General features: G+C 66.6%; 22 protein-coding genes and 2 pseudogenes. 10 read left to right on the top strand and 14 right to left on the bottom strand.

Annotated features, from left to right (window positions below; genetic code table 11):
- Positions 1 to 63 precede the first annotated feature (63 nt).
- From F9K07_RS15225 to F9K07_RS15195, 7 genes are all read left to right on the top strand, one after another.
- Entirely contained in the window at positions 64 to 795 is a 732-nt protein-coding gene (locus tag F9K07_RS15225; protein WP_159594237.1) for a response regulator, read from the top strand.
- Positions 796 to 973: 178 nt separating this feature from the next.
- Positions 974 to 1,228 (top strand): hypothetical protein, encoded by a 255-nt coding sequence (locus F9K07_RS15220; RefSeq protein WP_159594236.1) that lies wholly within the window; start codon positions 974 to 976, stop codon positions 1,226 to 1,228.
- 173 nt (positions 1,229 to 1,401) lie between these two features.
- Positions 1,402 to 1,758 (top strand): hypothetical protein, encoded by a 357-nt coding sequence (locus F9K07_RS15215; protein WP_159594235.1) that lies wholly within the window; start codon positions 1,402 to 1,404, stop codon positions 1,756 to 1,758.
- Positions 1,755 to 2,189: a hypothetical protein gene (locus F9K07_RS15210; protein WP_159594234.1), complete on the top strand. Its 435-nt coding sequence runs from the start codon at positions 1,755 to 1,757 to the stop codon at positions 2,187 to 2,189. The genes F9K07_RS15215 and F9K07_RS15210 overlap by 4 nt, the downstream gene beginning before the upstream one ends.
- Positions 2,190 to 2,363: 174 nt before the next feature.
- Positions 2,364 to 2,600, top strand: a complete 237-nt coding sequence (locus F9K07_RS15205) for a hypothetical protein (protein WP_159594233.1) — start codon at positions 2,364 to 2,366, stop codon at positions 2,598 to 2,600.
- 45 nt (positions 2,601 to 2,645) lie between these two features.
- Entirely contained in the window at positions 2,646 to 3,320 is a 675-nt protein-coding gene (locus tag F9K07_RS15200; protein WP_159594232.1) for a response regulator, read from the top strand.
- On the top strand, positions 3,317 to 4,678 hold the full coding sequence (locus tag F9K07_RS15195) for a sensor histidine kinase N-terminal domain-containing protein (protein WP_159594231.1): 1,362 nt from the start codon (positions 3,317 to 3,319) through the stop codon (positions 4,676 to 4,678). Before F9K07_RS15200 ends, F9K07_RS15195 begins: the two co-directional genes overlap by 4 nt.
- Here F9K07_RS15195 and F9K07_RS15190 read toward each other — a convergent pair.
- From F9K07_RS15190 to F9K07_RS15155, 8 genes and pseudogenes are all read right to left on the bottom strand, one after another.
- Entirely contained in the window at positions 4,665 to 5,327 is a 663-nt protein-coding gene (locus F9K07_RS15190; RefSeq protein WP_201451431.1) for a tetratricopeptide repeat protein, read from the bottom strand. The two genes, F9K07_RS15195 and F9K07_RS15190, sit on opposite strands and share 14 nt — an antisense overlap.
- A complete protein-coding gene (locus F9K07_RS15185; protein WP_159594230.1) occupies positions 5,317 to 6,153 on the bottom strand; it encodes an SDR family oxidoreductase in 837 nt (278 codons plus the stop codon). The genes F9K07_RS15190 and F9K07_RS15185 overlap by 11 nt, the downstream gene beginning before the upstream one ends.
- Positions 6,150 to 6,830 carry a TenA family transcriptional regulator gene (locus F9K07_RS15180; protein ID WP_159594229.1) on the bottom strand — a complete coding sequence of 227 codons (681 nt, stop codon included), beginning with the start codon at positions 6,828 to 6,830 and terminating at the stop codon, positions 6,150 to 6,152. Before F9K07_RS15180 ends, F9K07_RS15185 begins: the two co-directional genes overlap by 4 nt.
- Complete coding sequence (locus F9K07_RS15175) at positions 6,827 to 8,287, bottom strand: AMP-binding protein (protein ID WP_236581268.1); 1,461 nt, start codon at positions 8,285 to 8,287, stop codon at positions 6,827 to 6,829. The genes F9K07_RS15180 and F9K07_RS15175 overlap by 4 nt, the downstream gene beginning before the upstream one ends.
- The gene (locus F9K07_RS15170) at positions 8,284 to 8,913 is read right to left on the bottom strand and encodes a thermostable hemolysin (RefSeq protein WP_236581266.1); all 630 of its coding nucleotides are present in this window, start codon (positions 8,911 to 8,913) and stop codon (positions 8,284 to 8,286) included. Before F9K07_RS15170 ends, F9K07_RS15175 begins: the two co-directional genes overlap by 4 nt.
- 188 nt (positions 8,914 to 9,101) lie before the next feature.
- A pseudogene (locus tag F9K07_RS15165) lies at positions 9,102 to 9,269 on the bottom strand (divalent metal cation transporter); the annotation flags it as partial.
- Positions 9,270 to 9,360: 91 nt separating this feature from the next.
- Positions 9,361 to 9,869 (bottom strand): annotated as a pseudogene (locus F9K07_RS15160) (alcohol dehydrogenase catalytic domain-containing protein).
- Positions 9,870 to 9,889: 20 nt separating this feature from the next.
- Positions 9,890 to 10,264 carry a hypothetical protein gene (locus tag F9K07_RS15155; protein ID WP_159594228.1) on the bottom strand — a complete coding sequence of 125 codons (375 nt, stop codon included), beginning with the start codon at positions 10,262 to 10,264 and terminating at the stop codon, positions 9,890 to 9,892.
- Between the two features lie 187 nt (positions 10,265 to 10,451).
- Here F9K07_RS15155 and F9K07_RS15150 point away from each other — a divergent pair, with 187 nt between their 5' ends.
- Together F9K07_RS15150 and F9K07_RS15145 are read left to right on the top strand one after the other, a co-directional pair.
- Positions 10,452 to 11,273 carry a universal stress protein gene (locus F9K07_RS15150; protein WP_159594227.1) on the top strand — a complete coding sequence of 274 codons (822 nt, stop codon included), beginning with the start codon at positions 10,452 to 10,454 and terminating at the stop codon, positions 11,271 to 11,273.
- A gap of 143 nt (positions 11,274 to 11,416) precedes the next feature.
- A complete protein-coding gene (locus tag F9K07_RS15145) occupies positions 11,417 to 12,214 on the top strand; it encodes a Crp/Fnr family transcriptional regulator (protein WP_159594226.1) in 798 nt (265 codons plus the stop codon).
- 10 nt (positions 12,215 to 12,224) lie between these two features.
- Here F9K07_RS15145 and F9K07_RS15140 read toward each other — a convergent pair whose 3' ends face one another.
- The 3 genes from F9K07_RS15140 to F9K07_RS15130 form a co-directional block, all read right to left on the bottom strand.
- Positions 12,225 to 14,294, bottom strand: a complete 2,070-nt coding sequence (locus F9K07_RS15140) for a PAS domain S-box protein (RefSeq protein ID WP_159594225.1) — start codon at positions 14,292 to 14,294, stop codon at positions 12,225 to 12,227.
- On the bottom strand, positions 14,287 to 15,000 hold the full coding sequence (locus tag F9K07_RS15135) for a response regulator (protein WP_159594224.1): 714 nt from the start codon (positions 14,998 to 15,000) through the stop codon (positions 14,287 to 14,289). The genes F9K07_RS15140 and F9K07_RS15135 overlap by 8 nt, the downstream gene beginning before the upstream one ends.
- 105 nt (positions 15,001 to 15,105) lie before the next feature.
- A complete protein-coding gene (locus F9K07_RS15130) occupies positions 15,106 to 17,799 on the bottom strand; it encodes a bifunctional acetate--CoA ligase family protein/GNAT family N-acetyltransferase (protein ID WP_159594223.1) in 2,694 nt (897 codons plus the stop codon).
- A gap of 163 nt (positions 17,800 to 17,962) precedes the next feature.
- Here F9K07_RS15130 and F9K07_RS15125 point away from each other — a divergent pair, with 163 nt between their 5' ends.
- The gene (locus F9K07_RS15125; RefSeq protein WP_159594222.1) at positions 17,963 to 19,495 is read left to right on the top strand and encodes a bifunctional aminoglycoside phosphotransferase/ATP-binding protein; all 1,533 of its coding nucleotides are present in this window, start codon (positions 17,963 to 17,965) and stop codon (positions 19,493 to 19,495) included.
- An 81-nt stretch (positions 19,496 to 19,576) separates the two neighbouring features.
- Here F9K07_RS15125 and F9K07_RS15120 read toward each other — a convergent pair whose 3' ends face one another.
- The 3 genes from F9K07_RS15120 to F9K07_RS15110 form a co-directional block, all read right to left on the bottom strand.
- Complete coding sequence (locus F9K07_RS15120; RefSeq protein WP_159594221.1) at positions 19,577 to 20,107, bottom strand: flavodoxin family protein; 531 nt, start codon at positions 20,105 to 20,107, stop codon at positions 19,577 to 19,579.
- Positions 20,108 to 20,218: 111 nt separating this feature from the next.
- On the bottom strand, positions 20,219 to 21,466 hold the full coding sequence (locus tag F9K07_RS15115) for an arginine deiminase (protein WP_159594220.1): 1,248 nt from the start codon (positions 21,464 to 21,466) through the stop codon (positions 20,219 to 20,221).
- On the bottom strand, positions 21,463 to 22,914 hold the full coding sequence (locus F9K07_RS15110; RefSeq protein WP_159594219.1) for a YfcC family protein: 1,452 nt from the start codon (positions 22,912 to 22,914) through the stop codon (positions 21,463 to 21,465). Before F9K07_RS15110 ends, F9K07_RS15115 begins: the two co-directional genes overlap by 4 nt.
- Positions 22,915 to 23,063: the final 149 nt, after the last annotated feature.

Raw genomic sequence — 23,063 nt, 5'->3', positions numbered from 1 at the left:
GTGCCATGCGCTACCATCCGCTGCGGCCGGGTGGCTCGCCCGACTCCCATTGAGCACGACGCGATGAACACCACCAACGTTCCCCACATTCTCGTGATCGACGACGACGACGACGTGTGCGATCTTGTGGTCGAGTACCTGGGCAAGAACGACATGCGCGTGAGCGCCGGTCGCTCGGGCAAGGACATGTTTGCCCTGTTCGACAAGGAAGCCATCGACCTCGTGCTGCTGGACCTCAAATTGCCGGGCGAGGACGGCATGCAGCTGGCGCGCTTGCTGCGCGAGCGGGCCACGGTGCCGATCGTGCTGCTGACGGGCCGCAGCGAAGAGGCCGATCGCGTCATGGGCCTGGAACTGGGCGCCGACGACTACGTCACCAAACCGTTCAGCCCGCGCGAGCTGCTCGCCCGCGTGCGCGCGGTGCTGCGCCGCTACCAGGTGCAAGCCACGCTGCCCGAGCGCGACAACACCCGCCGAGCCTACCGTTTCTCGGGTTGGGAGCTGAACCTGCGCACCCGCCGCCTCACGTCGCCGGCCGGCGAATCGGTGGAGTTGTCCAACGGCGAATTCAGCTTGCTGAACGCGCTGTGCCGGGCGGCACGGCGGGTGTTGAGCCGCGATCAGTTGCTGTCAATGTCGCGCCTGCACGAAGCCGAGGTGTACGACCGCACGATTGATGTGCAGATCCGCCGCCTGCGCCTGAAGATCGAGCCGAACCCGACCAACCCCACCTTGATCCTCACCGAGCGGGGCGCCGGGTACCTGCTGTCCAGCGACGTGGAAACGCTGTTCTGACGCCGGACGCGGTTCGCCTCGGCGGCGGGGTTGGGCCGCGCACCACCCGTTGCAAGTGAAATGTGCAGGCGGGTGGATTGAAACCAGGGACGCAGCGGGGGCACGCAGCATTGGGGCCGTGGTTGACGAAACGCAGCATCGACCGCAATTCAAGAACGCTGCGAACCTGGAGCTTCGAATGAAATTACGTACCGTCCTCATCACCGCCGCGATCGCAGCCATGGGGGCCAGCGCTTTTGCGCAAAGCACCATGGAATCGCCCAAGCCCGCCACCCCGATGGCAAGCCCGGCTGCGGCGCCTGCCGCCGCACCAATGGCGCAGAAGATGCCCGCTGAGAAGCACAAGGCCAAGGCCCCTGCGCACAAGAAGCACGTGGCCAAGAAGTCCACGACCAAGAAGACGATGCCGGCTGCTCCGAAGCCAGCGGCTTGACAGCGAAGCAGGGCAGGGGAGCACACGCTCGCGGCAAACGAGCGGCTCACCCGGTTGCCTCAAGAAGCCGCAGATGACATATGTCATCTGCGGCTTCTTCATTTGCAACCTCCAATCGCCACGCGCGGATCAAAGTGACACCCACACCAACTCACTTTCAAAGAAGGCGGCATATGTCAAACGATCTCTCGACTCTGATGTTTGTTGACGCGATGGTGGGGGCAACCGCCTACGCGCACCCGTTCCATGAAGCCAGCGCCGAGCAGTTCTCGACAGCGGCCATGGAACACGTCCGGCGCGCGCAGGTCGACATCTACACCAGCCACAACAGCCACGCCATGTGGGCCATTCGCGAGGCGCGTCGCGCACTGCGCACCACGTCCACCGCCGGTGTCGCCGAAACCCTGCTCGCGCTGGACGAAGCGGCCTGGTTCACCCGGCACAACGATTTCGTTCACGCGGAAGAAGCGCTGGAAACGGCGCTGGCGCACATGCGCGCCATCACGGCCCAGAACGTCAGGCCCTCATGACCGCGACGCCCGAGAAAGAGAGGGCGATCCCGGAGCTGGTGGCCGAGGTATACGAAACCGCACTGCCGAGCGACCGGGGACACATGCTGGAGCAACTGCTGCGCCCCCTGGGCGTGCTGTCGCTCGTGGCAATTGCCGATGGCATCTTCGCCAAGATCCGTTTTCGCGGCGGCTGGCAGGACCTGAGCGTGCGGCTGGAAGACATCAACAACGTCCAGGGCGCGCACATCGTTGCACTCGTGGACCATGCGCAGCAGGTCAGCGTGGCCGCGGTGGATGGCCTTGCCAGCCTGGTGCTCGCGTCGCCGGGCCTTTCCGGATCGGCGGCGGCCATGGTGCTGGTGGGCTTGTTGCTGCAGCGCTCGCGCCAGGGGCGCGAAGGCCAGGCAGCCATCTCCATCCGCCCAAACGAAAGCTCGCTCGATCCCTGATCGCGCCCTCGAACCTACCGGCGCGGGAGGCGCTGCGCTTCGACGTCCATGACCTTCATCGCGTCAGGCGCATGGCCAGCCTGGAGCGCGACTTCGACAACTGACCGCATGAACGACAGGCGTTCCCAGTCGTCTTAAGGTGGAGCCAATCTTCGCCTGCCACGATCCCTGTCGATGAACGATCTCGCCCACGGTAGGAAATTGCACCCGCGCACGAGGCTGGCGTTGCCCGTGCGGCGCAGCCTGGTGTTTGCAAGCACGGTGGTGGCCATCGGAATGGCCGCGCTGCTCGTTCTGGGTGTCGACTGCGCGGTCTATCTCGCCTTGACGGGCGAGCCGCCCTCGTTGGCGTTGGTGGCGCAGCAGGCGCCTCGATGGTTCTGCGGGCTGCTGCGCGTCTGCTCCTCATAATGGCTCCCCATCTGCGCGCTTGCGTGGACCAGGAGTGAACCGTTCATGCGAGTGCTGTTCGTGGAAGACGATGTGCTGCTGGGGCAGGCCCTGGCGGCGGGGCTGCGCCAGCTCGGTCATGCCGCCGATTGGTTCACCAATGGCAAGGATGCCGATGGCGCGCTCGTGGCCGCTCCCTACGATGCCCTTGTGCTGGACCTGGGCCTGCCCGGTGGCGATGGCCTTTACTGGCTGCGCCGCTGGCGCGATCGCGGCGTGCAGTTGCCCGTGCTCGTGCTGACCGCGCGCGATGGCATCGACCAGCGCATCGCCGGTCTGGACTCCGGCGCGGACGACTACCTGCTCAAGCCCATCACCATCGATGAACTGGCCGCACGCCTGCGCGCCTTGCTGCGCCGCGCTTCGGGCCGCGCACAGCCCACCTGGCGACACGGCGAGCTTGAATACGACCCGGCGAGCAAGCTGGTGCGATGGAAGGGACAGGGTGTGGAGCTTACCGCCCGCGAGCTGGCGCTTCTCGAGGCTCTGATGCTCGATCCCCAGCGCGTGCTGTCGAAGGCGCTGCTACGGGAAAAACTGTACGACTGGAGCGAGACCGAACCCGAGAGCAACTCACTGGAGGTCCATATCCACCATCTGCGCCGCAAGATCGATCCCGGCATCGTCCGCACCGTGCGCGGTGTGGGCTATGCACTGGGTGCGGCAGAGGTGGCCCCATGAGCCTTCAACGGCGCCTGATGCTCTACCTGCTGGTCTGCGCGCCCCTCGTGTGGGCGGTCGCCGTGTGGATGTCCGTGAACCGCTCGCGCCATGAAGTCAATGAGCTCTACGACACCGAGCTGATCCGGCTGGCCAGGCAGATCCAGGCGACCATGCTGCCTGCGCTGTCCCTACAAGGCGAACCGAGCCTGCCCCCGCTGCCGCAGGCCGGGCAAGCCGACAGTGGTGAAGGCGACGTGCGCGACCTGGCTGTGGCGGTGTGGGACCGTGAGGGAAAGATCGTCATGTCGGACCGCGAGGGCGGGGGCCTGCCGTTTCGTGCCAATGCGGTCGGCTTTGTGGATGACCTGGTGGCCGGCCAGCCGTGGCGCGTCTACTACCTTCAATCCACCTCGGGCCAGTGGCTGGTTGCCGTGGGCCAAGGTGCGTACGAGCGTGACGAGGTGGTTTTTGCGCTCGTCGCCAGCCAGGTTCTGCCCTGGGTCCTGGTGTTGCCCCTGTTGTTGGTGGCCATGGCCTGGGCTGTGCGCCGGGCGCTGGCCCCGATTCATGCACTGACCGGCAATCTCCACACCCGCGACGGCGGCGATCTCGCACCCGTGCCCGATGCGCGCGCGCCAGCAGAGCTCAAGCCTTTGCTGGCTGCGATGAACAGCCTGTTCGAGCGCATTGACAGCCTGTTGAAGCGCGAGCGGCGGTTCACAGCCGATGCGGCGCATGAACTGCGCACGCCGCTGGCGGTGCTGCGCGCGCAGTGGGATGTGGTCAAGCGATCCAAGAGCGATGAAGAGCGCAGGCTGGCGCAGCAACAGATGGATGCCGGCTTGACGCGCATGGACCGTCTGGTGACGCAGATGCTGGCGCTGTCGCGCGCCGAAACGGCCACGGCCAATCTGTTGAGCGTGGAGATCGACTGGCCGCCGATCGTGGAGCAGGTGATGAGCGATTGCCTGGAGCTGGCCGATCGCCGCCGCATCGAACTCGCCTGCGAGTGGCCCGAGACCAACAGGCCGGCCCTGCCGCTTATCGGCAGCACCCACTTGGTGACGGTGCTGTTACGCAACCTGGTCGACAACGCCGCGCGTTACGCGCCAGCGGACAGCACCGTCTTGCTGCGCATGGGCAGCACGCAGATCGAAGTGGAGAACGCGGGTGGTCCCTTGTCTGACGAGCAACTGGCCGGTTTGGGCCAGCGCTTCCACCGGCCGCCGGGCCAGGAAGAGGGCGGCAGCGGGCTGGGGGTGTCGATCGCGCAGCGCATCGCAGCGCTGCACGGGTTGGAGATCGTGTACGACGCCGGTGCGCACGGCAACGCGGTGCGCGCCACGGTCCGCTTCGCGCAGATCACTTCTCCTTGATCTTGTCGAGCAGCTGGCGGGCCTCCTCGCGGCGCCCCGTGTCCGCCACCTGGCGCCCCGGGCGCGGCGGTGCCTGCAGTGCCCGCTCCAGGTAGGCGGCCGCCTTCTCCGCCTGCCTGGTTTCGATCAGGTACTCACCGTAGAAGAAGTTGGGATCGATGCCTTTGGGGTTGATGGACAGCGCCTTCTGCAGCAGCTCGCTCGCCTTGGCCTTGTCGCCGAAGGCCATGGGCCAGCCCGGCACCTTGTAGTAGAGAACCCCCAGGCTGTTGTAGGCCGATCCTTCCAGCGCGTTGCCGTCGATCTGGATCGCGGCCTCATACAGTGCCTTGGCCTGTTTGACCAGGCCCAGGGCGCCGAGCCCACCCTTTTCGCCGGCATACGAACTGACGATGATGCCTTCCCAGACCAGCGGCTCGCTGCGGCCGGGAAACGACTCGCTCACCTTGTGCGCCTTCGCCGCCAGCGCCTCGAAACGCTTCTCGCGCTCGGCTGCAGCCGTCTGGTAGCGGATGACCTCCCAGTCGCGCTGCAGATCGGCCACGGCGTCATCCACGGGTGCGGCGAGCGCCATCAGGGGAAAGGCGCCTGAGGCGGCCAGAAAGGCGGCGCAACCCGCGCGCAGAAACGTGTTTCGGTCAATTCGCATTTTTCATTTCCTTTGGGATGGATGGGTTGGGTGTCTTCAAACGGCTGGGCAGGCTGGCACGGTGCTTCTCGAAAGCGCCGTCCAGCAGGCCGGGCATGAGACCGTTGAGGCGCACGCCGAGCTTTTCCGGGAATCCGAGGAAGCGCTCGGCGGTCCCGGCTTCGAGCATCCGCAGCAGCGCTTTCGCCACCACCTCGGGCGTGTCCATGGCCGTCCCGGTCGCCTGGTTGTAGTCGGCAACTTCGGCCGAGTTGAAGGCCGTTCGGGTGCTTCGCGGACCCAGGTATTGCACGCGCACCGAGGTGTCGGACAGCTCGCGCCGCAGTGCCTGCGCAAAGCCGCGCAGGCCGAACTTGCTGGCGCCATAGACGCTGAAACCGGGCAAGCCCATTGCGCCCAGGACGGAACCTATACAGATGACCTGTGCCTGGGGTTGGCTGCGCAGGTGGGGCAGCAGAGCCTGCGTGAGCACCATGGGCGCGAGCAGGTTGGTGTGGAGAATCCTCGACATCCGATCGGGCGTCGCGGTGTCGAACCGTCCGAACTCCGCAACGCCGGCGCCGTGAATGAGCACGTTGCACCGCCAGTCGGCCGCCTGCTTCGCCAGCGATGCGATGGAGTCCAGGTACTGCAGGTCCACTTCGTGCCAGTCCACCTGCACCTTGGGCATGCGTTGCTGGAGTGCGCGCGCCTGGGCGGACAGCCGCGCGGGCGAGCGGCCCGTCAGCAGCAGGGAGGCACCGGCCTGTGCCAGTGCAGCCGCAACGGCCTGTCCGATGCCGCCATTGGCTCCCGTGAGCACAACACGTGCTTGCGAAGCCTTCATGCCGCGACCCCCTCGGCCACGGCAGACGCCTGCGGCAGCGGAAGGCCGCGGAACACATCCCCATAGAGACGGAAGAAGACGCGCGCGGCGTGCACGATGTCGGCCTGGTCTTTCGGGTCCGTGATCCGGTCCATCAGCAGTTGAAAGTGCTGGACGTGTTCCTGGTCCAGCGTGCCATGCGAGCGCAGGTAGCTGAAGGCGGCGTCGGGCAGGGCCAGTGGCTTCTGAATCTGGTCGGCCGCCAGCAGCGCCAGCGAGACGCTGGTGCCCTCCAGCACGTGAACCATGCCAAAGAAGGCCAACGGGTTGCCCCGCGCAATGGTGTCGTACGCGTAGGCCACCATCACCTCGGTGGCGATGCCGGGGCGGCTGTTGCGCACGTCGCTGGTGTCGCCACAGGCGCGGATGTCGTCCAGGATCCATTCATCGTGGCCTTGCTCCTCCTCGATGTACTCGTCCAGCGCCGGGGCGAGCCATTCGCGTCCCGCGGGGATGCGCGCGCGAAAGGCCTGCATCAGCGGCACGGTGTGGCGCACATGGTGGTAGGCCTCGCGAAGAAAGGCGATGTAGCTGGGCAGCGAAACTTCGCCGCGCAGGCAGCCCTGGATGATGGGGGTGGAGAGCAATGACATGCGATCGAGCTCGGTCTGCGCCAGCAGTTGTGTGTAAAAACTCATGAAGGCTCCGTGGTGGAAATGGGGGATGGAAGGACATCGGCCAGCGCGTCCGCATGGGCATGGAAGATGGCCGCACGCAGCGGCCGCCCGTTGGCCGTGGCCATGCCGGATGCGGTGTCGAAGGCGCGTCTGGCGCGCACCCAACGGTGCACACGGGCGTAGTCGGGCAGGGCGGCATTGGCGGTGTCCACCGCCGCCTGCAACGCGGCATCGGACACCTGGGCATTCGCAGGCCAGAGCACCGCGCTGAGCGTGGGCTGGTCGTCGCCAAACACCACCGCCACGGCAACGCCGGCCTCCTGCAAGGCGCCTTCCACCCACTCGGGGGAGACATTGCGCCCAAAGGAAGTGATAAGCACGTTCTTGCGCCGGCCGTGCACTTGCAGGAAGCCTTGCGCGTCGATGGAGCCGAGGTCGCCCGTGGGCCACCATTCGGGCACGGGACGGGGGTCACCCAGATAGCCCGCGAACAGGCTGCCTGCCACCTCCACCTCGCCTTCTTCGCTGATGCGCAGGCGCGCGTGGGGCAGCGCCCCGCCCGCGCTCCCGGCCAGGTCGGCCCCGGGCAGGTTGAGGGTCTGCACGGAAGCACCTTCGGACAGGCCATAGCCTTCGTAGGCCGGTATGCCCAAGGCGCGACTCGCTGCCACCAGCCCTGCGCCCACGGACGCTCCACCCACGGCGACGAATTGGAGTCCGGCGGATGCGCGTTGTCGCGTGGCAGCGAGATAGCCGACCCACATGCGCAGCATCTGCGGCAACAGAATCAGGCTGTCGGGACGAAGGCGCAACACCGCCGCATGGAACTGGGCCACATCAAAGCTCGACGAACCGGTCAGCCCGACTTGCCACAGCGGCACCACGATGCAGGTGGTGCCGTTCCTCAGCGACGCGCTCAGTCCAGCGATGTTTTCCAGCAGCACGGCGAAGGGCAGCACGCAGAGGTGGCGCTGGATCCCCAGCGGCGCCAACGCTTGCACCACGCCGCGCGACACACCGTCGATGGTCGACGCGCGCAGGCACACCCCCTTGGGCATGCCGGTCGTGCCCGAGGTGAAGGTGATCTTGGCAGTGCCTTCGGGCATGGGCACCGGGTGGCCTGGCAGGCGCCACAGCGCCAGCGCTTCGCCGGCCACGTGGCAAGGCGATGGCGAGCCCTGTGGCCACGGCGCGGTGGCGGGCAGCAGGATGGCGTCGGCACCCGTCGCTTGCAGCGCGTGGGTGATCTGGTCCCGGACAAAGAACACCGGCAGAGGCACATGCACGACGCCGGCGCGTTCGGCGGCTCGATCGACCACGACCCATGCCACCGAGTTGTCCAACAAGGTGGCCAGAACCTTCACGTCCTGCGCTCGCAACACGGCGGTGAAGGTGGCGACGGCCGATTCCAGTTCGGTGGCGCTCCAGGTGCGGGTGCCGTCATCCAGCACGGCGGGACTCTCCATCGCCGTGGTCATTGCACGCCCCCACCATGGCGCAGCGACAGACGTCGCATCGCCTGAGGCAGATGGCCGGCCAGGACCAGTGGGCTGTGTTCGTAGTAGCTGCCCCAATGCACGGCTTCATCGCCCAACGCCGCGGGATCGGCGACGCCCAGGGTCAAAGGGGTGACGCCGATGCGCAGGAAGAGCATCCTGAGCTCGTGGGTCAGGGTGCTCACGACCCATTGAAATTCCTGCTGCGCCAGATGCACGCTCAGCATCAGGATGAGGCGCTGCCCCTCGCCCGCGCGTGTGGCCGCCAGATGGCCCACCTCGACGATGGATTGGCGCGCGGGGGCAGCCCCATGGCCCGAAGCGAGCAGGGTCTCCACCGGCGCGTCCAGATAGCGCTCGAGGAACAACGGCGATTGGTGCGCCTGGCGATACCCGGCAGCCGAGACGATGCCCGTGGCATCGCGCAGGAACGCGAGCACCGGGGCGAAGTGGCGGACCTGCGCACCGTAGCGGCGGGCGTATACCTCCCGGATGAAGGACTCCACCTGTGCTCGCTCGGGATCGTTCTCCCGGCAGATGCTCAAGGTGGGGGCGGTGGCCACCGGGGGTGGCAAGTGGGGGTCTGCGGACATGCTGGGCGATGCCATGGGCATAGGTACTCCTCTGAGGAGCCGCGATGGTGCTTGCCCAAAATTTGCGCCAGATTAAGCCGAGGTCACCAACATGCCCAGCACCGTCAATGCCATCGCCAGTGTGGCGACCCAGCCCAGGCGGCGCACGCGCGCGCCGATCACGGCATAGAAGCCCTGGCCAGCCGGCAGCCTCGGCCACGGCGTAGCGGGAGTGTGAAAACCACCGTCCAGAGCATCGACAAGCCGAACTGGGCACCGGCTTGGGAGTACGTGGCGATGCCGCTGGGATCGTCGTCGGCCGCGCCAGTGATGAGACCCGGCCCGAGCTTTCTCAAGCCGCGCTGCAATCTCCATGGGCCGATGGTTTTCATGTTTCGACTCAGCGCGGTGGTGGTGACCAGTCGGGCCGCTGCGAGCGGCGGGTGTCCACCAGCGAAACCGTGCCGAGCCTGTTGCCGCTGCTCACGGCTCGAGCACCGCGGCGCCCTGCACGCGGCCAGCCCGCAGGTCGTCCAGCGCCTCGTTGGCTCGCTCCAGGGGATACCGGCTGATCTCGACCTGCAATGGATGCTCCGCGGCGAATGCCAGAAACCCGATGGCGTCCGCACGCGTGAGGTTGGCCACCGACAGCAACTGGCGCTCCTCCCAGAGCCAAGCGTACGGGAAGCCAGGGATGTCGCTCATGTGGATGCCGCCGCACACGACGCGCCCACCCTTGCGCACCGAGCGCAAGGCGCCACGCGAAGGGTGTTCACGGCTCGGCCCAACGCCTCGACGATGCCGACGATCTCGTGGCCTGGAACCAGGGGCAGGCGCGGCACAGACAGTTCCGCGTCGACGATGTGCAGATCGGTTCGGCACACTGCGCAGGCCAGAACACGCAGACGGACTTCCGTCGGACCCGGTTGCGGAACCGGCCGCACCTGCAGGCGCAACGCCTGGCCGCATTGCGTCAGCACCATGGCGCGCATCATGGCTGCCTTCGCCGCGGTCAGGGTCTGGTCGCCAGGCCGATGGCGGCCTGGTGCTGACGATGCCGTGCCAATGCCACCAACTGTGCCGAGGTGGGGTGGTTCACGACTTCCCAACCGCTGATCCGGGGCAGCAGTGCCGGCCGATGTTTGTCGATGAAGTGGTGGAAATCGGCCTGCACCTTGTGAGCGCCGGTCAGCAGGATGGACTCCATGCTGGCCAAGGCATCGCAGACCTCGGCAAAGAACTCGTGCTCGCTGCGCACCTGGCTGCGGTGTTGGCGGGTGGGGTGGTCATGGGCCCGGTGGTGGCGCTCCTGCATGTGCTCGGCGTCGAATTCGATGACATGGGCGCTGTGGTGATCCATCCAGATCACGGCATGGCGGAAGGACATGGATTGCTCCGTTCGCGGGGTGGTGGGAGGTGTACGGCTGCACGACCGACCTTAAAGCTCGCGCTCCCTACGGGGTTTGACGTAACGCAAGTCCGACGGCACAGGGTGTTCGTGCACCTTGACGTTGCGCAAGCCTCAGCAAGCGCCAGCGGCGTAACCTGCCTCGCATCCCATCAAGGAGTTCTCCATGCAAGCCCTTCGCTCCATCCTGCTTCATATCGACAGTTCCGAACATTCGGCCGTTCGCACCGCCGTGGCCCGCCAATTGGCGGAAGATTTTGATGCCGAGGTCATTGCCCAGCCTTGCATGCTGACCTCCTTGACGCGCTATCCCTATGCGGTGGAAGGCGCGGCGGCTGCCGTGGAGCTGTTGCTGGCTCTTGACAAAGAAGGCCTGGACCGCGCGCATGCCACCTTCGTCAAGGCGGCGGCGGGTTCCCCACGGCTCCATTGGGCCGAGCCATTGGCGGACGGACCATGGGGCTTTGCGCAGCGGGCGCTTTACGCCGATCTGCTGATCCTGGGGCAGCGACACGAAGACGACCCTGCCGACGGTGAAGTGCCCGCCGACTTTTTACCCAGTGTGCTCGTGCAGAGCGGTCGCCCGGCACTCGTGCTGCCCTACGCGGGCCGCGTTGAAACCGTGGGCCGCACGGTGCTGGTGGCATGGAAGGAGACCCGGGAGGCTGCCCGTGCCGTCTCCGCCGCCATGCCGTGGTTGAAGCGCGCCGCTCAGGTGCATGTGGTGGCGCACGGGGAGGGCGTTGACGACGCCCTGCGATCGCTCGAGCGCTATCTGGGCGCGCAAAAGGTTCACGCCACCCTGCACGCGGGTGGGGCGGAGGAGCGCGACATGGGCAACGCCCTGTTGTCGAGGGCAGCGGATCTGGGCGCGGATCTGCTGGTGATGGGCAGCTACGGTCACAGCCGGGCGCGGGAGTGGGTTCTGGGCGGCGCGACGCGCACCATCCTGCAAACCATGACGCTGCCCGTGCTGATGGCGCACTGACGCGCGAGGGCCGATCCCGCCGTTACAGACGAGACATCGATCGTTCACCGAGCGATACGCAACGATTCTGTCCGTTGTCGCGGCGTTTCCAGACGGTGCCTAGCATCGGAGTCCTGCCTCTTGAACACACGACAGGAGTTCCCATGCACACCATCGCGCGCGCTTTGCCAGCGAAGAACCCCACCCCATTCGCGCCGCTGGCGCGCGGCTGCAGCAACGCAGCGCCGCCGCCCGCCCAGGCCCCCTTGGCGGCGGGCCGCCAGATATCGGAGATGCTGGGTCTGCTGGGGCAGCAGCTCGCCCCCCAGCGCCGTGTCGTTCACGCGGGAGACGTCATCTACCGTGTTGGCGAGCGGTTTGTCCACCTGTACATCCTGAATTCGGGCCTGTGCAAGATCGTCAACCTGGCGGCCGACGGGCGCGAGCAGTTGGTCAGCCTGAACTTCCGTGGCGACTGGCTCGGGTTCGACGGCATTGCAGACGGACACCATGGCTCGGACGCGATCGCCATGGACACGGGCGAGATCTGGGTGATTCCGTACCAGTCCTTGATGGAGGCGAGCGCGTCCTGCCCGGCGGTTTTGCACGCGATGCATGCCGCGATGAGTCTGGCCCTTGCCCGCGACCAGGGGGCATTGATGTCGATCTGCACACTGCCCGCCGTGGCACGCGTGGCCGACTTCCTGCTGTGTTGGGCGGGCTCGCTGGCCGAGCGCGGCATCCGCACCGACCAGATCACCCTGCGCATGACCCGCGCGGAGATCGGCAACCACCTGGGCATGACGCTGGAGTCGGTCAGCCGTGCACTGTCGCGCCTGGCGCGCGACCACGTCATCGGCTTCGCCACGCAGGGCCGCCGCGATGTCCAGATTCCGGATGTCAGCGCCTTGTCCGCCTTCGTGCAACGCCACCTCTCCCCGGTGCCCGTCGCGATGCAGTGAGCCGGCCTTCTCAGGCGCTTGAGAGGGCGCGCGCCATCGCGCGTGACAGTTCAGACCGGGTGTAGGGCTTGCGAAGCACCTCCCAGCGGATTTGGTCCCCATCGTCGGCAGCGACCGGATTCACGGGAAAGCCCGACATCAACAGCACGGCCAGGTGCGGAAACTGCTTTTGCGCCTCGGCGGCCAGAAGCGTTCCGCGCATGCCGGCGCCCAGCGCGATGTCGCTCAACAGCAGGCCAAAGGGCAGCGGTTCCGCTTTCATGATGGCCAGCGCCTGCCGGGCCGTCGCGGCGGTGACCACCTTGCACTGGAGGCTCTCCAGAAACAACTGAACGACCTTGCGCACTTCGGTATCGTCTTCGACCAGCATGACCCGAAGTCCCACAGGCAGCGCTTCGACCACCTCGTCCTCGCTGGCCACGGCAGGGGCCTCGCGCACGGCGGGAAGGTAGATCGTGACGGTGGTGCCACGGCCCGGGCTGCTGTCGATCGTGATCGCTCCCCGGGACTGGTGGACGAAGCCATAGACGGTGCTCAGACCCAGCCCCGTACCACGACCGGCCTCCTTGGTGGTGAAAAATGGCTCGAAGGCGCGTTCCTTGACGCTCTCCGCCATGCCGGTGCCCGTGTCTGAAAGCGAAATCGCCACATAGCTGCCGCCGGACGTCGTGCCTTGCCCCTCCCGAAGTGTCAACGGCAATCCGTTGCACATGTCGACATGGAAGCGCAGCGTGCCTCCCTCCGGCATGGCATCGCGCGCGTTCAAGGCGATGTTCAGCAAGGCCGACTCCAGCTGCACGGGATCCGCCAGCACGGACGCGACACCGTGTGCCGCGTCGACCTCGATGCGGATGCGCTGGTCGAACGTGCGCAACAGCATGCCCGTGAGCGACTGCAGGAGGGCATGGGTGTCGACGGCGGTGGGTTGCAGCACCTGGCGGCGGGAAAACGCCAGCAGCTTGCCGGTGAGTTCGGCGCCCCGGCGGGTGGCTCTGGTGGCTGCGCCGACCAGTTGCCGGGCATGGCCGTTGTCAGCGAGCGTCGGCGACTCCTCCAGAACTTGCAGATTGCCCTGGATGACGGTGAGCAGGTTGTTGAAGTCGTGCGCGATGCCGCCCGTGAGTTGACCTACGCTCTCCATCCGTTGCGAGTGGCTGAGCGCTTCCTCCGACTGCACGCGCTGCAGGCTGGTGGCCAGCAGGCTGGAGAGTGATTCCAGGAACCGCAGTTCCTCAACGCCAAAACGATCCACTTCCTTGGAGCGCACAGACAGCATGCCGATCACGCGCCCTCGGTCGGACAGCGGCGCCGCCAGCGCGCTCGCCAGCCCACTGTCGAGGTACAGCGGCGGCACGATGAAACGGGTTTCATGGCGGTAGTCCGGGATGACCAACAGCTCCGCACGGGATGCCGTGTATCCCAGGGGCGTGTCGGGGGTGTTTGCCATGCGGGTGCCGATGTGTTCTCCCGGCAGCAGCCCCACGCCGCTGACCAGGGCGAACTCCTGCCCTTCGCCATCGAGCAGCCAGACCGCGGCCACCTCGACCTGAAGCGCCGTGGTGATGATGCTGGGAACGTGTTCCAGCATCACCTGCAGGTCTCGCGTATCCACGGCGAGGCGCCCCAACTGAGCCAGATGCTCACTGTAGCGAGCGCGTTGCAAGGCCTGCTGAACGCGAGGATAGGCTCCGATGTCGCGGATCGCCGCGACCACGAAAGGTAGGCCATGGCTTTGCAGCGGACTCAGCGCGATCTCCACCATGACCTCGGTGCCGTCCTTGCGCTGAGCCGTCAGGTCCATGCGGCGGCCCATCGGCCGTGGTGTGGGGGCCTGTCCGTAGACCTTGCGGTAGGAAGCGTGTCGCGAACGGATCTTCTGCGGCACGAGCGCGTCCACAGGCAAACCTACCAGTTCATCGACGGTGTAGCCCAGCAGCGTCGCTGCCGCGGCGTTGGCCATGGCAATCAGGCCTGCGCTGTCGACCACCAGCAAGGAATCGGGGTAAGCCTGGAAGATCGTCCTGAAGACGTCGTCCGTGTCGTCGCCCGGTGGCGGCGGTTGCGTGTCAGCGTCAGCCATGGGCGACGGGAGGCACCAGGATGTACCCGGCACCGCGCACGGACTTGATGATCTCGGTGCCACCCTGCTGCGCCTGCAGCTTTCTTCGCAGCCGTCCCACCTGCACGTCAATCGTGCGGTCGAACGGCGCTGCCTCCCGGCCTCGGGTGTGTTCCAGCAGGAAGTCGCGCGACAACACGCGCCCCGGGTGTTGGGCGAAGGCGCTGAGCAACTCGAACTCGCCGCTGGTGAGCGCCACATCGGTGCCCTGTGGGTTGCGCAGGCTGCGGGCTTGCACGTCCAGGCGCCAGCCGGCGAATTGCAGCGAGGAACCCGCGGGCGGGGTGAGCGGATGAGCGAGCAGCCGCCGCAGCACGGCCTTGATGCGTGCCACCAGCTCGCGCAAGTCAAACGGTTTGGTCACGTAGTCGTCGGCACCCACTTCCAGGCCCACGACCTTGTCGACCGCATCGCCGCGGCCCGTGACGATGATGAGGCCGATCTGCCAGCGGCCCCGAAGGCGCCGCGCGATGGAAAAGCCGTCCTCGCCGGGCAGGCCCAGGTCTAGCAACACCAGATCGGCGGGATCGTGCTCCATGAGCCGAATCAGGGCATCCCCGTCATGAACCTGCGACACGCGAAATCCGTGGCTCGGCAGGTAATTGGCCAAGAGCTGTGTGATGTCGACTTCATCGTCGAGCACCGCGATATGAGGGGCTGATTTCATGCGAGGTACACACAAAAAATTGCGCCAATCCGACCGTGAACACCAAATCGGCCGAAAGCGTAGCACGGCCAGCTTTCGCCAGGCTTGCTTTTTGCGTCGCAGGGGTTACTCCCTCGCTGCGGGGGCCGCAGCAGGGCAGTCCTTCATGTCCAGGACCATGCGGACGGTGCCCGGATCGCTCCCATCGCCAGGATCGGCCCGCAAGCCCATGGCGCGAGCCAGACTGAGCATGCGGGTGTTCTCGTGCAATACGAACCCAACCAGGCGACATGTGCCCCGGTGCCTTGCGTGTTCGATGAGCCGCTCGAAGAGGAGGGTACCCAGGCCGCGGCCTTTGAGGTCGGAGCGCACGATGATGGCGAACTCCGCCTCCACGCCGTCCGGATCGCTCAGGGCGCGCGCCACGCCCAGTGTCTGAGGCGAGCCTTGTTCGTCAGCGGCCTCGGCCACGAAGGCCATCTCGCGGTCGTAATCGATCTGAGTGAGGCGCGCGAGCTCGCTGCGCGGGAGGTCGTGGCGCGAATAGAAGATGCGCAGGCGCACGTCTTCCGGGGCAAGGGATTCGAGAAAGCGCCGGTGCTGCATCTCGTCCTCTGGCCGGATCGGGCGAATCAGCAGCTTTCGCCCGTCCCAGAGGCATTCGCGCACCCACTGTGTCGGATAGGGCAGGATGGCAAAGCGCGAGGCACCCGACACGGGTGCCAGGGACAGCCGCACCCGCGCGTCAAGCGCCAGCGCGCCGTCTTCGTCCAGCCACAGCGGATTGATGTCCAGCTCCGCCATCGCCGGCAGATCGGCCTGCATCCGGGAGACGGCCACCAGCACGTCGCACAGGGCGTCGAGTTGCGCAGGCGGGCGGTCGCGGTACCCTGCCAGCAGTTTGGCCACGCGGGTGCGCGAGACCAGTTCTCGCGCCAATGCCCGGTTCAGCGGTGGCAGGGCCATGGCCGTGTCGTCGATGACCTCCACCGCCGTGCCGCCCTGGCCGAAGAGCAGCACAGGACCGAACACGGGGTCCACGCTGGCGCCGACGATCAATTCGTGTGCGTGGGGGCGCCGCACCATGGTCTGCAGCGTGAATCCGTCGATGCGCGCCTGCGGCCGGGCGGCGTGCACCGCCTGCAGCATCGCGTTGACCGCGTCGGTCAAGGCGACGTCGCTGTCCAGCCCGAGCCGCACACCGCCGACATCCGATTTGTGCGTGATGTCGGGCGAGAGGATCTTGAGCGTCACGGGGTAACCCAGGCGATGGGCCGCCTCCACCGCCGCCTGCGGCGTGGCTGCCACTGTCGCCGAGGTCACGGTGGCGATGCCGTATGCCGCCAGCAATGCCCGGACGTCCTGCTCGTCCAGCCATTCGCGCCCCTGGGCCATGGCCGCGTCCAGGCTGGCTTGTACCGCCGCCAGGTCGGGTGTGACCGTGGGGCCCGCGCTGGGCATTTCCATCAACGTGGCCTGATTGCGCCGGTAAGTCTGCAACATCGCGAAAGCGCGCACCGCTTCTTCGGGCGTGGCGTAGTCGGCCACGCCAGCCTCCTGGAAACGCCGGCGGGCTTGGGCCACCGCGTCCTCGCCGAGCCAGGCGCTCATCACCCGATCGGTGTTCGCGCGCACCAGCGGAAGACAGGCGCGCGCGATGTCCTCGCTGCGCACGATGGCGGTAGGTGCATGCAGGAACAGCACGGCGCCGGCCGACTCGTCGGCCAACAGCGCAGAGAGGGTCTGCGTGTAGCGTTCGATGGGAGCGTCCCCGATGATGTCGATGGGATTGGCACGCGACCAATGGGCGGGCAACACGGCATCAAGCTGTGCCATCAGGGCTGCGCCGGGTTCGCTGAGCACGACACCCTGGTGGGCCGCCGCATCGGCCGCCATGACACCGGCCCCGCCGCCATTCGTCATGATGCTGAGCGTGGCGCACGAATTGCCACGAAACCGCGAGAGGGTTTCCGCGGCGATGAACAGCTCCTGCAGGGTATCGACGCGCAGCATCCCGGCACGGCGGATGGCCGCGTCGTACACCTTGTCGGAGCCCGCGAGCGCGCCGGTGTGGGACGCCGCCGCTTTCACACCATGGCCCGCGCGCCCGGCCTTGACCACGATCACCGGCTTGTTGCGCGCTGCCGCGCGCGCGGCGGACATGAACTTTCTCGGCGATTCGATCGACTCCACATAGAGCAGGATCGAACGTGTTCGGGCATCGCTGGCGAGGTGGTCCAGCAGATCGCCAAAGTCCACGTCAAGATGGTCACCCAGCGAGATCAGGTGCGAGAGTCCCACACCGTGGCTTCGCGTCCAGTCCAGAACGGCGGTGACGAGCGCACCCGACTGCGACACAAAGGCCACGTCGCCCGCCAGTGCGTCCGTGTGCGCGAAGCTGGCGTTGAGACCGATGTGGGGGCTCAGCACGCCCAGGCAGTTGGGTCCCAGCAGCCGCAGCGTGAAGGGGCGCGCCGCGCTCAATGCCGCGCGCTTGTCTTCTGCGCTCAATCCTGCCGTGATGATCACCGCCGCACGTGTGCCCAGTTGGCCCAGTTGCCCGACCAGCGCTGACACGGTGGACGCCGGGGTGCAGATCAGAGCGAGATCCGGGACGGCGGGCAAGCGATCTAGCGTGGCGAAAATGGGCACACCGTCGAGTTCGGTGTGACGGGGGTTCACGCCGTATACCGGCCCGTTGAACGGACCGCTGCGCAGGTTTCTCCAGACCGTCGCACCCACACTGCCGGGCCGAGCGGATGCCCCCACCACGACCACAGAGGACGGTGACAGCAGGCGATCAATGTAGCGAATCGTCACGGTGCTTCCCAAGAATAGGGTGGATGGTGATCCTTCATGCTCGCCTCCCACTTGACGCAAGTCAATCCGCGCAGGACTTCACGCACGTGTGGGGGGGAGCGCCCGAGAGCTTGACCTGCATCAAGCCTTGTCCGGGCAAAGCACCCATCATGGGTCCTTCCATATGGACACGAAACTGATCGCAGCGCTGCGCAAGGTGTTGAGCCGGGAGACGGGGCAATCGATCGAGCTGATCGAGACCCACCTCTCGTGGATCTTGCTCGCACCTGTATACGCCTACAAGCTCAAGAAGCCGGTGCGTTTGCCGTTCGTGGACTTCAGCAGTGTCCAGGCGAGAAAACACTTCTGCGAAGAAGAGCTGCGTCTCAACCGGCGGTTCGCTCCTCGCCTCTACCTGGACGTGGTGCCCGTGCGCGGCACCCCCAAGGCTCCCAGGCTGGACGGTGGCAACGCCGGCGAGCCCATCGACCACGTGGTCCGCATGCGCAGGTTCGCCCAATCGTCGCTGCTGCGCAACCTGCTGTTGTCGGGTGGGCTGGAGCCCGTCTGGCTCGATGGCCTGGCCCGGCACCTGGCGCAGCTGCATGCCACCGCGCCGGTCTCGCGGTCATCGGGCTGGGGCAGCCCGCGGCGCATCTTCCGATTGGCCGCAGACGTGCTGGCCGCGCTGCAAGCCAAAGGCGAAGATCCTCGCCATGGCGCGCTCGGTGTCTGGCTGCAGGCGCAGGACGCGGCCTTGTCGTCGACATGGTCCGCACGCCAGCGCGGCGGATCGGTCCGCGAATGCCACGGCGATCTGCACATGGGCAATGTCGCCCTGATCGACGGCGAACTGGTGCCGTTCGACTGCATCGAGTTCGACCCGGGTTTGCGCTGGATCGACGTGATGAGCGACGTGGCCTTTCTCACCATGGATCTGAAGGCGCATGGCCGGGCGGATCTGGCGTTCCGTTTTCTGGACGCCTGGCTGCAGTGCAGCGGAGACTATGCGGGTTTGGCGGTCTTGCGGTTCTATGAGGTCTACCGGGCGATGGTCCGGGCCATGACCTGCGGCCTGAGCAAACCGCCCCCGCCGCAGATGCCCAGCCCGGATTACCTGGCGTGTGCGGTCCAAGGGTGCGCCCCGACGCGTGACAACGCGCGTCTGATGATCACCTATGGCCTGTCAGGCTCCGGAAAATCCACGCTGGCCTCCCAATTGCTGCGCACGGCGCAAGCCATCCGCATCCGCTCGGACGTGGAGCGAAAGCGCCTGTTCGGTCTCGCCCCCCTGGAGCGCTCCATGGCGCTCGGTCTGGACATCTACACAGAGCAGGCCACGCTCGACACGTTCGACAGCCTGTGGCACCGGGCGCGCGAAGCGCTGCAGGCGGATTACCCGGTGATTGTGGACGCCGCCTTTTTGCTAGCCCGCGAGCGGCGCCGGTTTCAGACGCTGGCTGCCGAACTGCGGGTGCCGTTCTCCGTGCTTCATTGCAAGGCAAGCCCTGAAACGCTGCGCCATCGCCTGGCCGCCCGCAACGCTTCTGGCGCGGACGCCTCCGAGGCGGATGTGAAGGTGCTGGAGCGCCAACTGGCCAACCGCCAGCCTCTGGAAACCGACGAACAGGCTTTCGCCATCGAGGTCTGCACCGAAGACGGGGTGGATGTGGACGCTCTCGTGGCGCGCTGGCAAGCGGCCACAACGCCCACCTGACCTTCAATCCGCCGTGCGCCAAGAGCCCAGCCCTGCCTTGCACAACCGTGAGGAGGGCTGCGGCGAGGCGCTTGCAATGGCTCAGACGGCTTCGGTGGACAAGGTGGTCGGTCGGACCACCTCGCGCGAATCCTCGGCGCCTTGCACCGCTGTGCCAAAGGCTTGCAGCCTTGCCGCACAGCTTCCGTCATCGACCTCCCGTGCCGTGACGGTCATGCTCATGAAGGGCGCCCGGCCGAGGATGTCGGCCACCTCGGCCACCGCGTTGGGGCCACCCTGGCCTCCCATCACGGACACCACCGCGACGTCGCGCAGCCGCTCCCGCTCGGCCACGACGAAGCTGCGCATGGGGCCGGCCAGTCGCAAGGCCCAGATCGGCGACACCAGCACCACCGCGTCGAAGTGGCCCGGCGAGGAGCCGTGGTACCGGATGGGCGGATGGCGGCGCAGGAAGGAATCCAGCAGGCATCGCCAACTGCCCCAGGCACCCCGGCGTGACCGCTTTTCCTCGATCCAGCCGAGAGACCAGTTCTGCTGGATGGCCATCAGTTTCGCGACGGCCATGGACGTGCCCGTGTAGGAGTACACGACGACCAATACGTTCTTGCTCATGAGGGTGTTCTCCTTTGACGATGCACTTCAATCTACCCCTCGACCCGCTTGCGGACATTGACCATGCGCAAACGGGAGTCGGTCTTTCGTGTTCGGGAGGATTCGCGGCCGTCATGCCTCGCGCCACAACGGGCAGGTCATGCAATGCCCACCGCCCCGGCCCCGGCCCAGCTCGCCGCCGCGAATGGTGATGACCTCGATGCCGGCCTTGCGCAACAGGGTGTTGGTGTGGGTGTTGCGGTCGTAGCCGATCACGACACCCGGTTCGATCGCCACCACGTTGTTGCCGTCGTCCCATTGCTCGCGCGCCTGTTCGTAGCCGTCGCCACCGGTCGGGATGACGCGCAACTGCTTCAGGCCCAGGCATTGCGCCACCACGTCGAACAAGGGCTTGTTCTCGCGGCGGTGGTCGACGCCGCCTCGGCCGTCGGGATACAGGCTGTGGCAGACGATCTGCGCGGCCACGTCCACGAAACTGGTGACGGTGTCGCGGTCGCAGAAGGAAAACACCGTGTCAAGGTGCATGGCCGCACGCGATGGCGGCATCTGGCAGGCCACCACGCGCTGGGCCGCACCAGCCGCGAACAGCGCCTGTGCGAGCTGCCCCACGGCTTGCGGCGTGCTGCGCTCGCCCATGCCGACCAGCACCACGCCGTTGCCAATGGGCATGATGTCGCCACCCTCCAGGGTCGCGGGTCCGTGGTCGACATCGGGATCGCCCCACCACACACGCACACCCGGTTGCGCAAACAGCGGATGGAAGCGATACACCGCCGCGGTCAGCAAGGTCTCTTGCCGGCGCGCCGGCCAGTGCATGGGGTTGAGCGTCACACCGCCGTAGATCCAGGCACTGGTGTCGCGGGTGAACATGTAGTTGGGCAGCGGCGGCAGGACAAAGCCGTCAGGGCCCAGGGAGGGGCCGAACATGCCTTGCGGCTTGAAGGGCAGGTCGTGCACCGCCACGCCGCCCACGAGGTGGCGCGCCAGCGCATCGGCGGGAAGTTCCCCCAACCAGCCCTTGAGCTCATCCAGCATGCCCACGCCCACGTGGTCCGGCGTGACCTTGCGCTGCAACACCCAATCCCGCGCGGCGGGCAGCGCCAGGGTCTCGGCCAGCAACTGGCCGATCTCCAGCACTTCCACGCCGCGATCCTGCATCTTCGAGACGAAGTCGAAATGGTCGGTGCGCGCCTGCTGCACCCAGAACACGTCGTCGAACAACATGGCTTCGCAATTGGCGGGCGTGAGGCGTTCGTGCGCGAGCCCGGGCGAACCCACCAGCACCCGTCGAAGCTTGCCCACCTCCGAGTGCACACCCAACCGGGGCGCGCCGCCTGGCGCCGGTGTCGGCGCGCTCACAGCAGCACCGCCACGCTCAAGGACGCCATGCTCAGCACGGCCAACATCAGCATGAGCGGCCAGATGAAGCGCACCCACCGTTGATAGGGCACGCGCCCGATGGCCAGCGCGCCCACCACCACCGCATAGGTGGGCGTGACCAGATTGGTGATGCCGATTGCGGTCTGGAATGCCGTGACAGCGAGGTGGCGGGGCACGCCAGCGAAGTCCGACAGCGGCGCAAGAATGGGCATGCTCAACACCGCCAGCCCGGAGGTGGAGGGCACCAGCAGGCTGAGCAGGCCTTCGGTGGCAAAGAGCGCGTTCACAAAGGCCACATCGGACATGCCACCGATCCAGCCTTCGAAGGTGTGCAGAATGGTGTCGGTGATCTTGCCCTGGTCCATGATGACCACGATGCCACGCGCCAGGCCGATCACCAGCGCCACACCCAGCAGCTCACGCGATCCGTCGACGAAGGCGGTGGTGAAGGGTTTCTCGCCCATCCAGTCCACCAGCCCGATGGCGATCGCCGAGGCCAGGAACAGGGCCGACATCTCGGCCATCCACCAGCCACGCAGGGCCACGCCCCAGACCATGGCGATGAAGGTGGCGCCGAACATGAGCAGGATGAGTTTTTGCCGACCGGTGAGCACCGCATCCCGGTGCTCGTCGCGATGGCGCAGGAAGTGCGCTTCATTGGAGACCTTGAGGTCGGCCACCAGCGACTTGGACGGATCCTTGCGAACACGTTCGGCGTACCGCATGACGTAGGCCACGCAGATCAGCCAACCCAGTGCCAGGATGGCCAACCGCAACGCCATGCCTTGCGTGAAAGGAATGCCCGCCGCGTTGGACGCGATGGCGGTGGAAAACGGATTGATGGTGGAGCCCAGCACCCCGATGCCCGCGCCCACCATGATCACGGCCACGCCCGTGAGCGCGTCGTAGCCCACCGCGATCATCAGCGGCAGCAGCAGCACGTAGAACGCCAGCGTTTCTTCCGCCATGCCGTAGGTCGTGCCACCGGCGGCAAAGAGGAGCATCAGCGCCGGGATCATCCATTTTTCACGGCCTTTGAGGCGCAGCATCACGCGCTCGATGCCGGTGTTGATGGCGCCCGTGGCGTTTACCACGCCCAGGAAGCCACCGATGATGAGCACGAAGAGCGAGACGTCGATGGCATTGGCGACGCCGGTGGCCTGGTTGTAAAACCCCGAAATGGGTGCCATCAACACGTCAAGAACGCCCTGGTGGGCGGCCTCCACCACCTTGTAGGTGCCCGGCACCGGCGCATCCTTGCCCAGGGCCTGGTTGGCGACGCGTTCGTATTGGCCTGCGGGCAGGATCCAGGTGAGCGCCGCCATCAGGATGATGAGCCCGAAGAGGATGGTGTACGCGGTGGGGAACCGGTCTTGAAAGGCGGGCGCGGGTGTCAATCGCGCGCTCGGACGTGCTGTGTTTTCCATGGTGTGTGCCTCCAGTGATGCCGACACCGCCACCTCGCAAGGGCGGGGGGCTGGCGCGGCATCTGGCTCCATGGTGAACCCCCTGTCGCAGGCGCACCTTGACAAGAGTCAAGGACGCACGAAGGCAAGCTCGCGCGGCCGTATCCGCG

This window comes from Hydrogenophaga sp. BPS33, from assembly GCF_009859475.1.
Taxonomy (GTDB): Bacteria; Pseudomonadota; Gammaproteobacteria; order Burkholderiales; family Burkholderiaceae_C; genus Hydrogenophaga.
Note: the sequence above shows the minus strand (reverse complement) of the source record. Positions and strands in the feature narration are given on the sequence as shown.

What these genes read in the sequence shown, in the direction of transcription:
- F9K07_RS15205 (WP_159594233.1), top strand. Translation starts at nt 2,364, where the DNA reads ATGAACGATCTCGCCCACGGTAGGAAATTGCACCCGCGCACGAGGCTG.
- F9K07_RS15170 (WP_236581266.1), bottom strand. Translation starts at nt 8,913, where the DNA reads ATGGCATCGCCCAGCATGTCCGCAGACCCCCACTTGCCACCCCCGGTG.
- F9K07_RS15185 (WP_159594230.1), bottom strand. Translation starts at nt 6,153, where the DNA reads ATGAAGGCTTCGCAAGCACGTGTTGTGCTCACGGGAGCCAATGGCGGC.
- F9K07_RS15110 (WP_159594219.1), bottom strand. Translation starts at nt 22,914, where the DNA reads ATGGAAAACACAGCACGTCCGAGCGCGCGATTGACACCCGCGCCCGCC.
- F9K07_RS15195 (WP_159594231.1), top strand. Translation starts at nt 3,317, where the DNA reads ATGAGCCTTCAACGGCGCCTGATGCTCTACCTGCTGGTCTGCGCGCCC.
- F9K07_RS15180 (WP_159594229.1), bottom strand. Translation starts at nt 6,830, where the DNA reads ATGAGTTTTTACACACAACTGCTGGCGCAGACCGAGCTCGATCGCATG.
- F9K07_RS15215 (WP_159594235.1), top strand. Translation starts at nt 1,402, where the DNA reads ATGTCAAACGATCTCTCGACTCTGATGTTTGTTGACGCGATGGTGGGG.
- F9K07_RS15140 (WP_159594225.1), bottom strand. Translation starts at nt 14,294, where the DNA reads ATGGCTGACGCTGACACGCAACCGCCGCCACCGGGCGACGACACGGAC.
- F9K07_RS15175 (WP_236581268.1), bottom strand. Translation starts at nt 8,287, where the DNA reads ATGACCACGGCGATGGAGAGTCCCGCCGTGCTGGATGACGGCACCCGC.
- F9K07_RS15210 (WP_159594234.1), top strand. Translation starts at nt 1,755, where the DNA reads ATGACCGCGACGCCCGAGAAAGAGAGGGCGATCCCGGAGCTGGTGGCC.
- F9K07_RS15145 (WP_159594226.1), top strand. Translation starts at nt 11,417, where the DNA reads ATGCACACCATCGCGCGCGCTTTGCCAGCGAAGAACCCCACCCCATTC.
- F9K07_RS15135 (WP_159594224.1), bottom strand. Translation starts at nt 15,000, where the DNA reads ATGAAATCAGCCCCTCATATCGCGGTGCTCGACGATGAAGTCGACATC.
- F9K07_RS15200 (WP_159594232.1), top strand. Translation starts at nt 2,646, where the DNA reads ATGCGAGTGCTGTTCGTGGAAGACGATGTGCTGCTGGGGCAGGCCCTG.
- F9K07_RS15225 (WP_159594237.1), top strand. Translation starts at nt 64, where the DNA reads ATGAACACCACCAACGTTCCCCACATTCTCGTGATCGACGACGACGAC.
- F9K07_RS15120 (WP_159594221.1), bottom strand. Translation starts at nt 20,107, where the DNA reads ATGAGCAAGAACGTATTGGTCGTCGTGTACTCCTACACGGGCACGTCC.
- F9K07_RS15155 (WP_159594228.1), bottom strand. Translation starts at nt 10,264, where the DNA reads ATGTCCTTCCGCCATGCCGTGATCTGGATGGATCACCACAGCGCCCAT.
- F9K07_RS15190 (WP_201451431.1), bottom strand. Translation starts at nt 5,327, where the DNA reads ATGCGAATTGACCGAAACACGTTTCTGCGCGCGGGTTGCGCCGCCTTT.
- F9K07_RS15150 (WP_159594227.1), top strand. Translation starts at nt 10,452, where the DNA reads ATGCAAGCCCTTCGCTCCATCCTGCTTCATATCGACAGTTCCGAACAT.
- F9K07_RS15220 (WP_159594236.1), top strand. Translation starts at nt 974, where the DNA reads ATGAAATTACGTACCGTCCTCATCACCGCCGCGATCGCAGCCATGGGG.
- F9K07_RS15125 (WP_159594222.1), top strand. Translation starts at nt 17,963, where the DNA reads ATGGACACGAAACTGATCGCAGCGCTGCGCAAGGTGTTGAGCCGGGAG.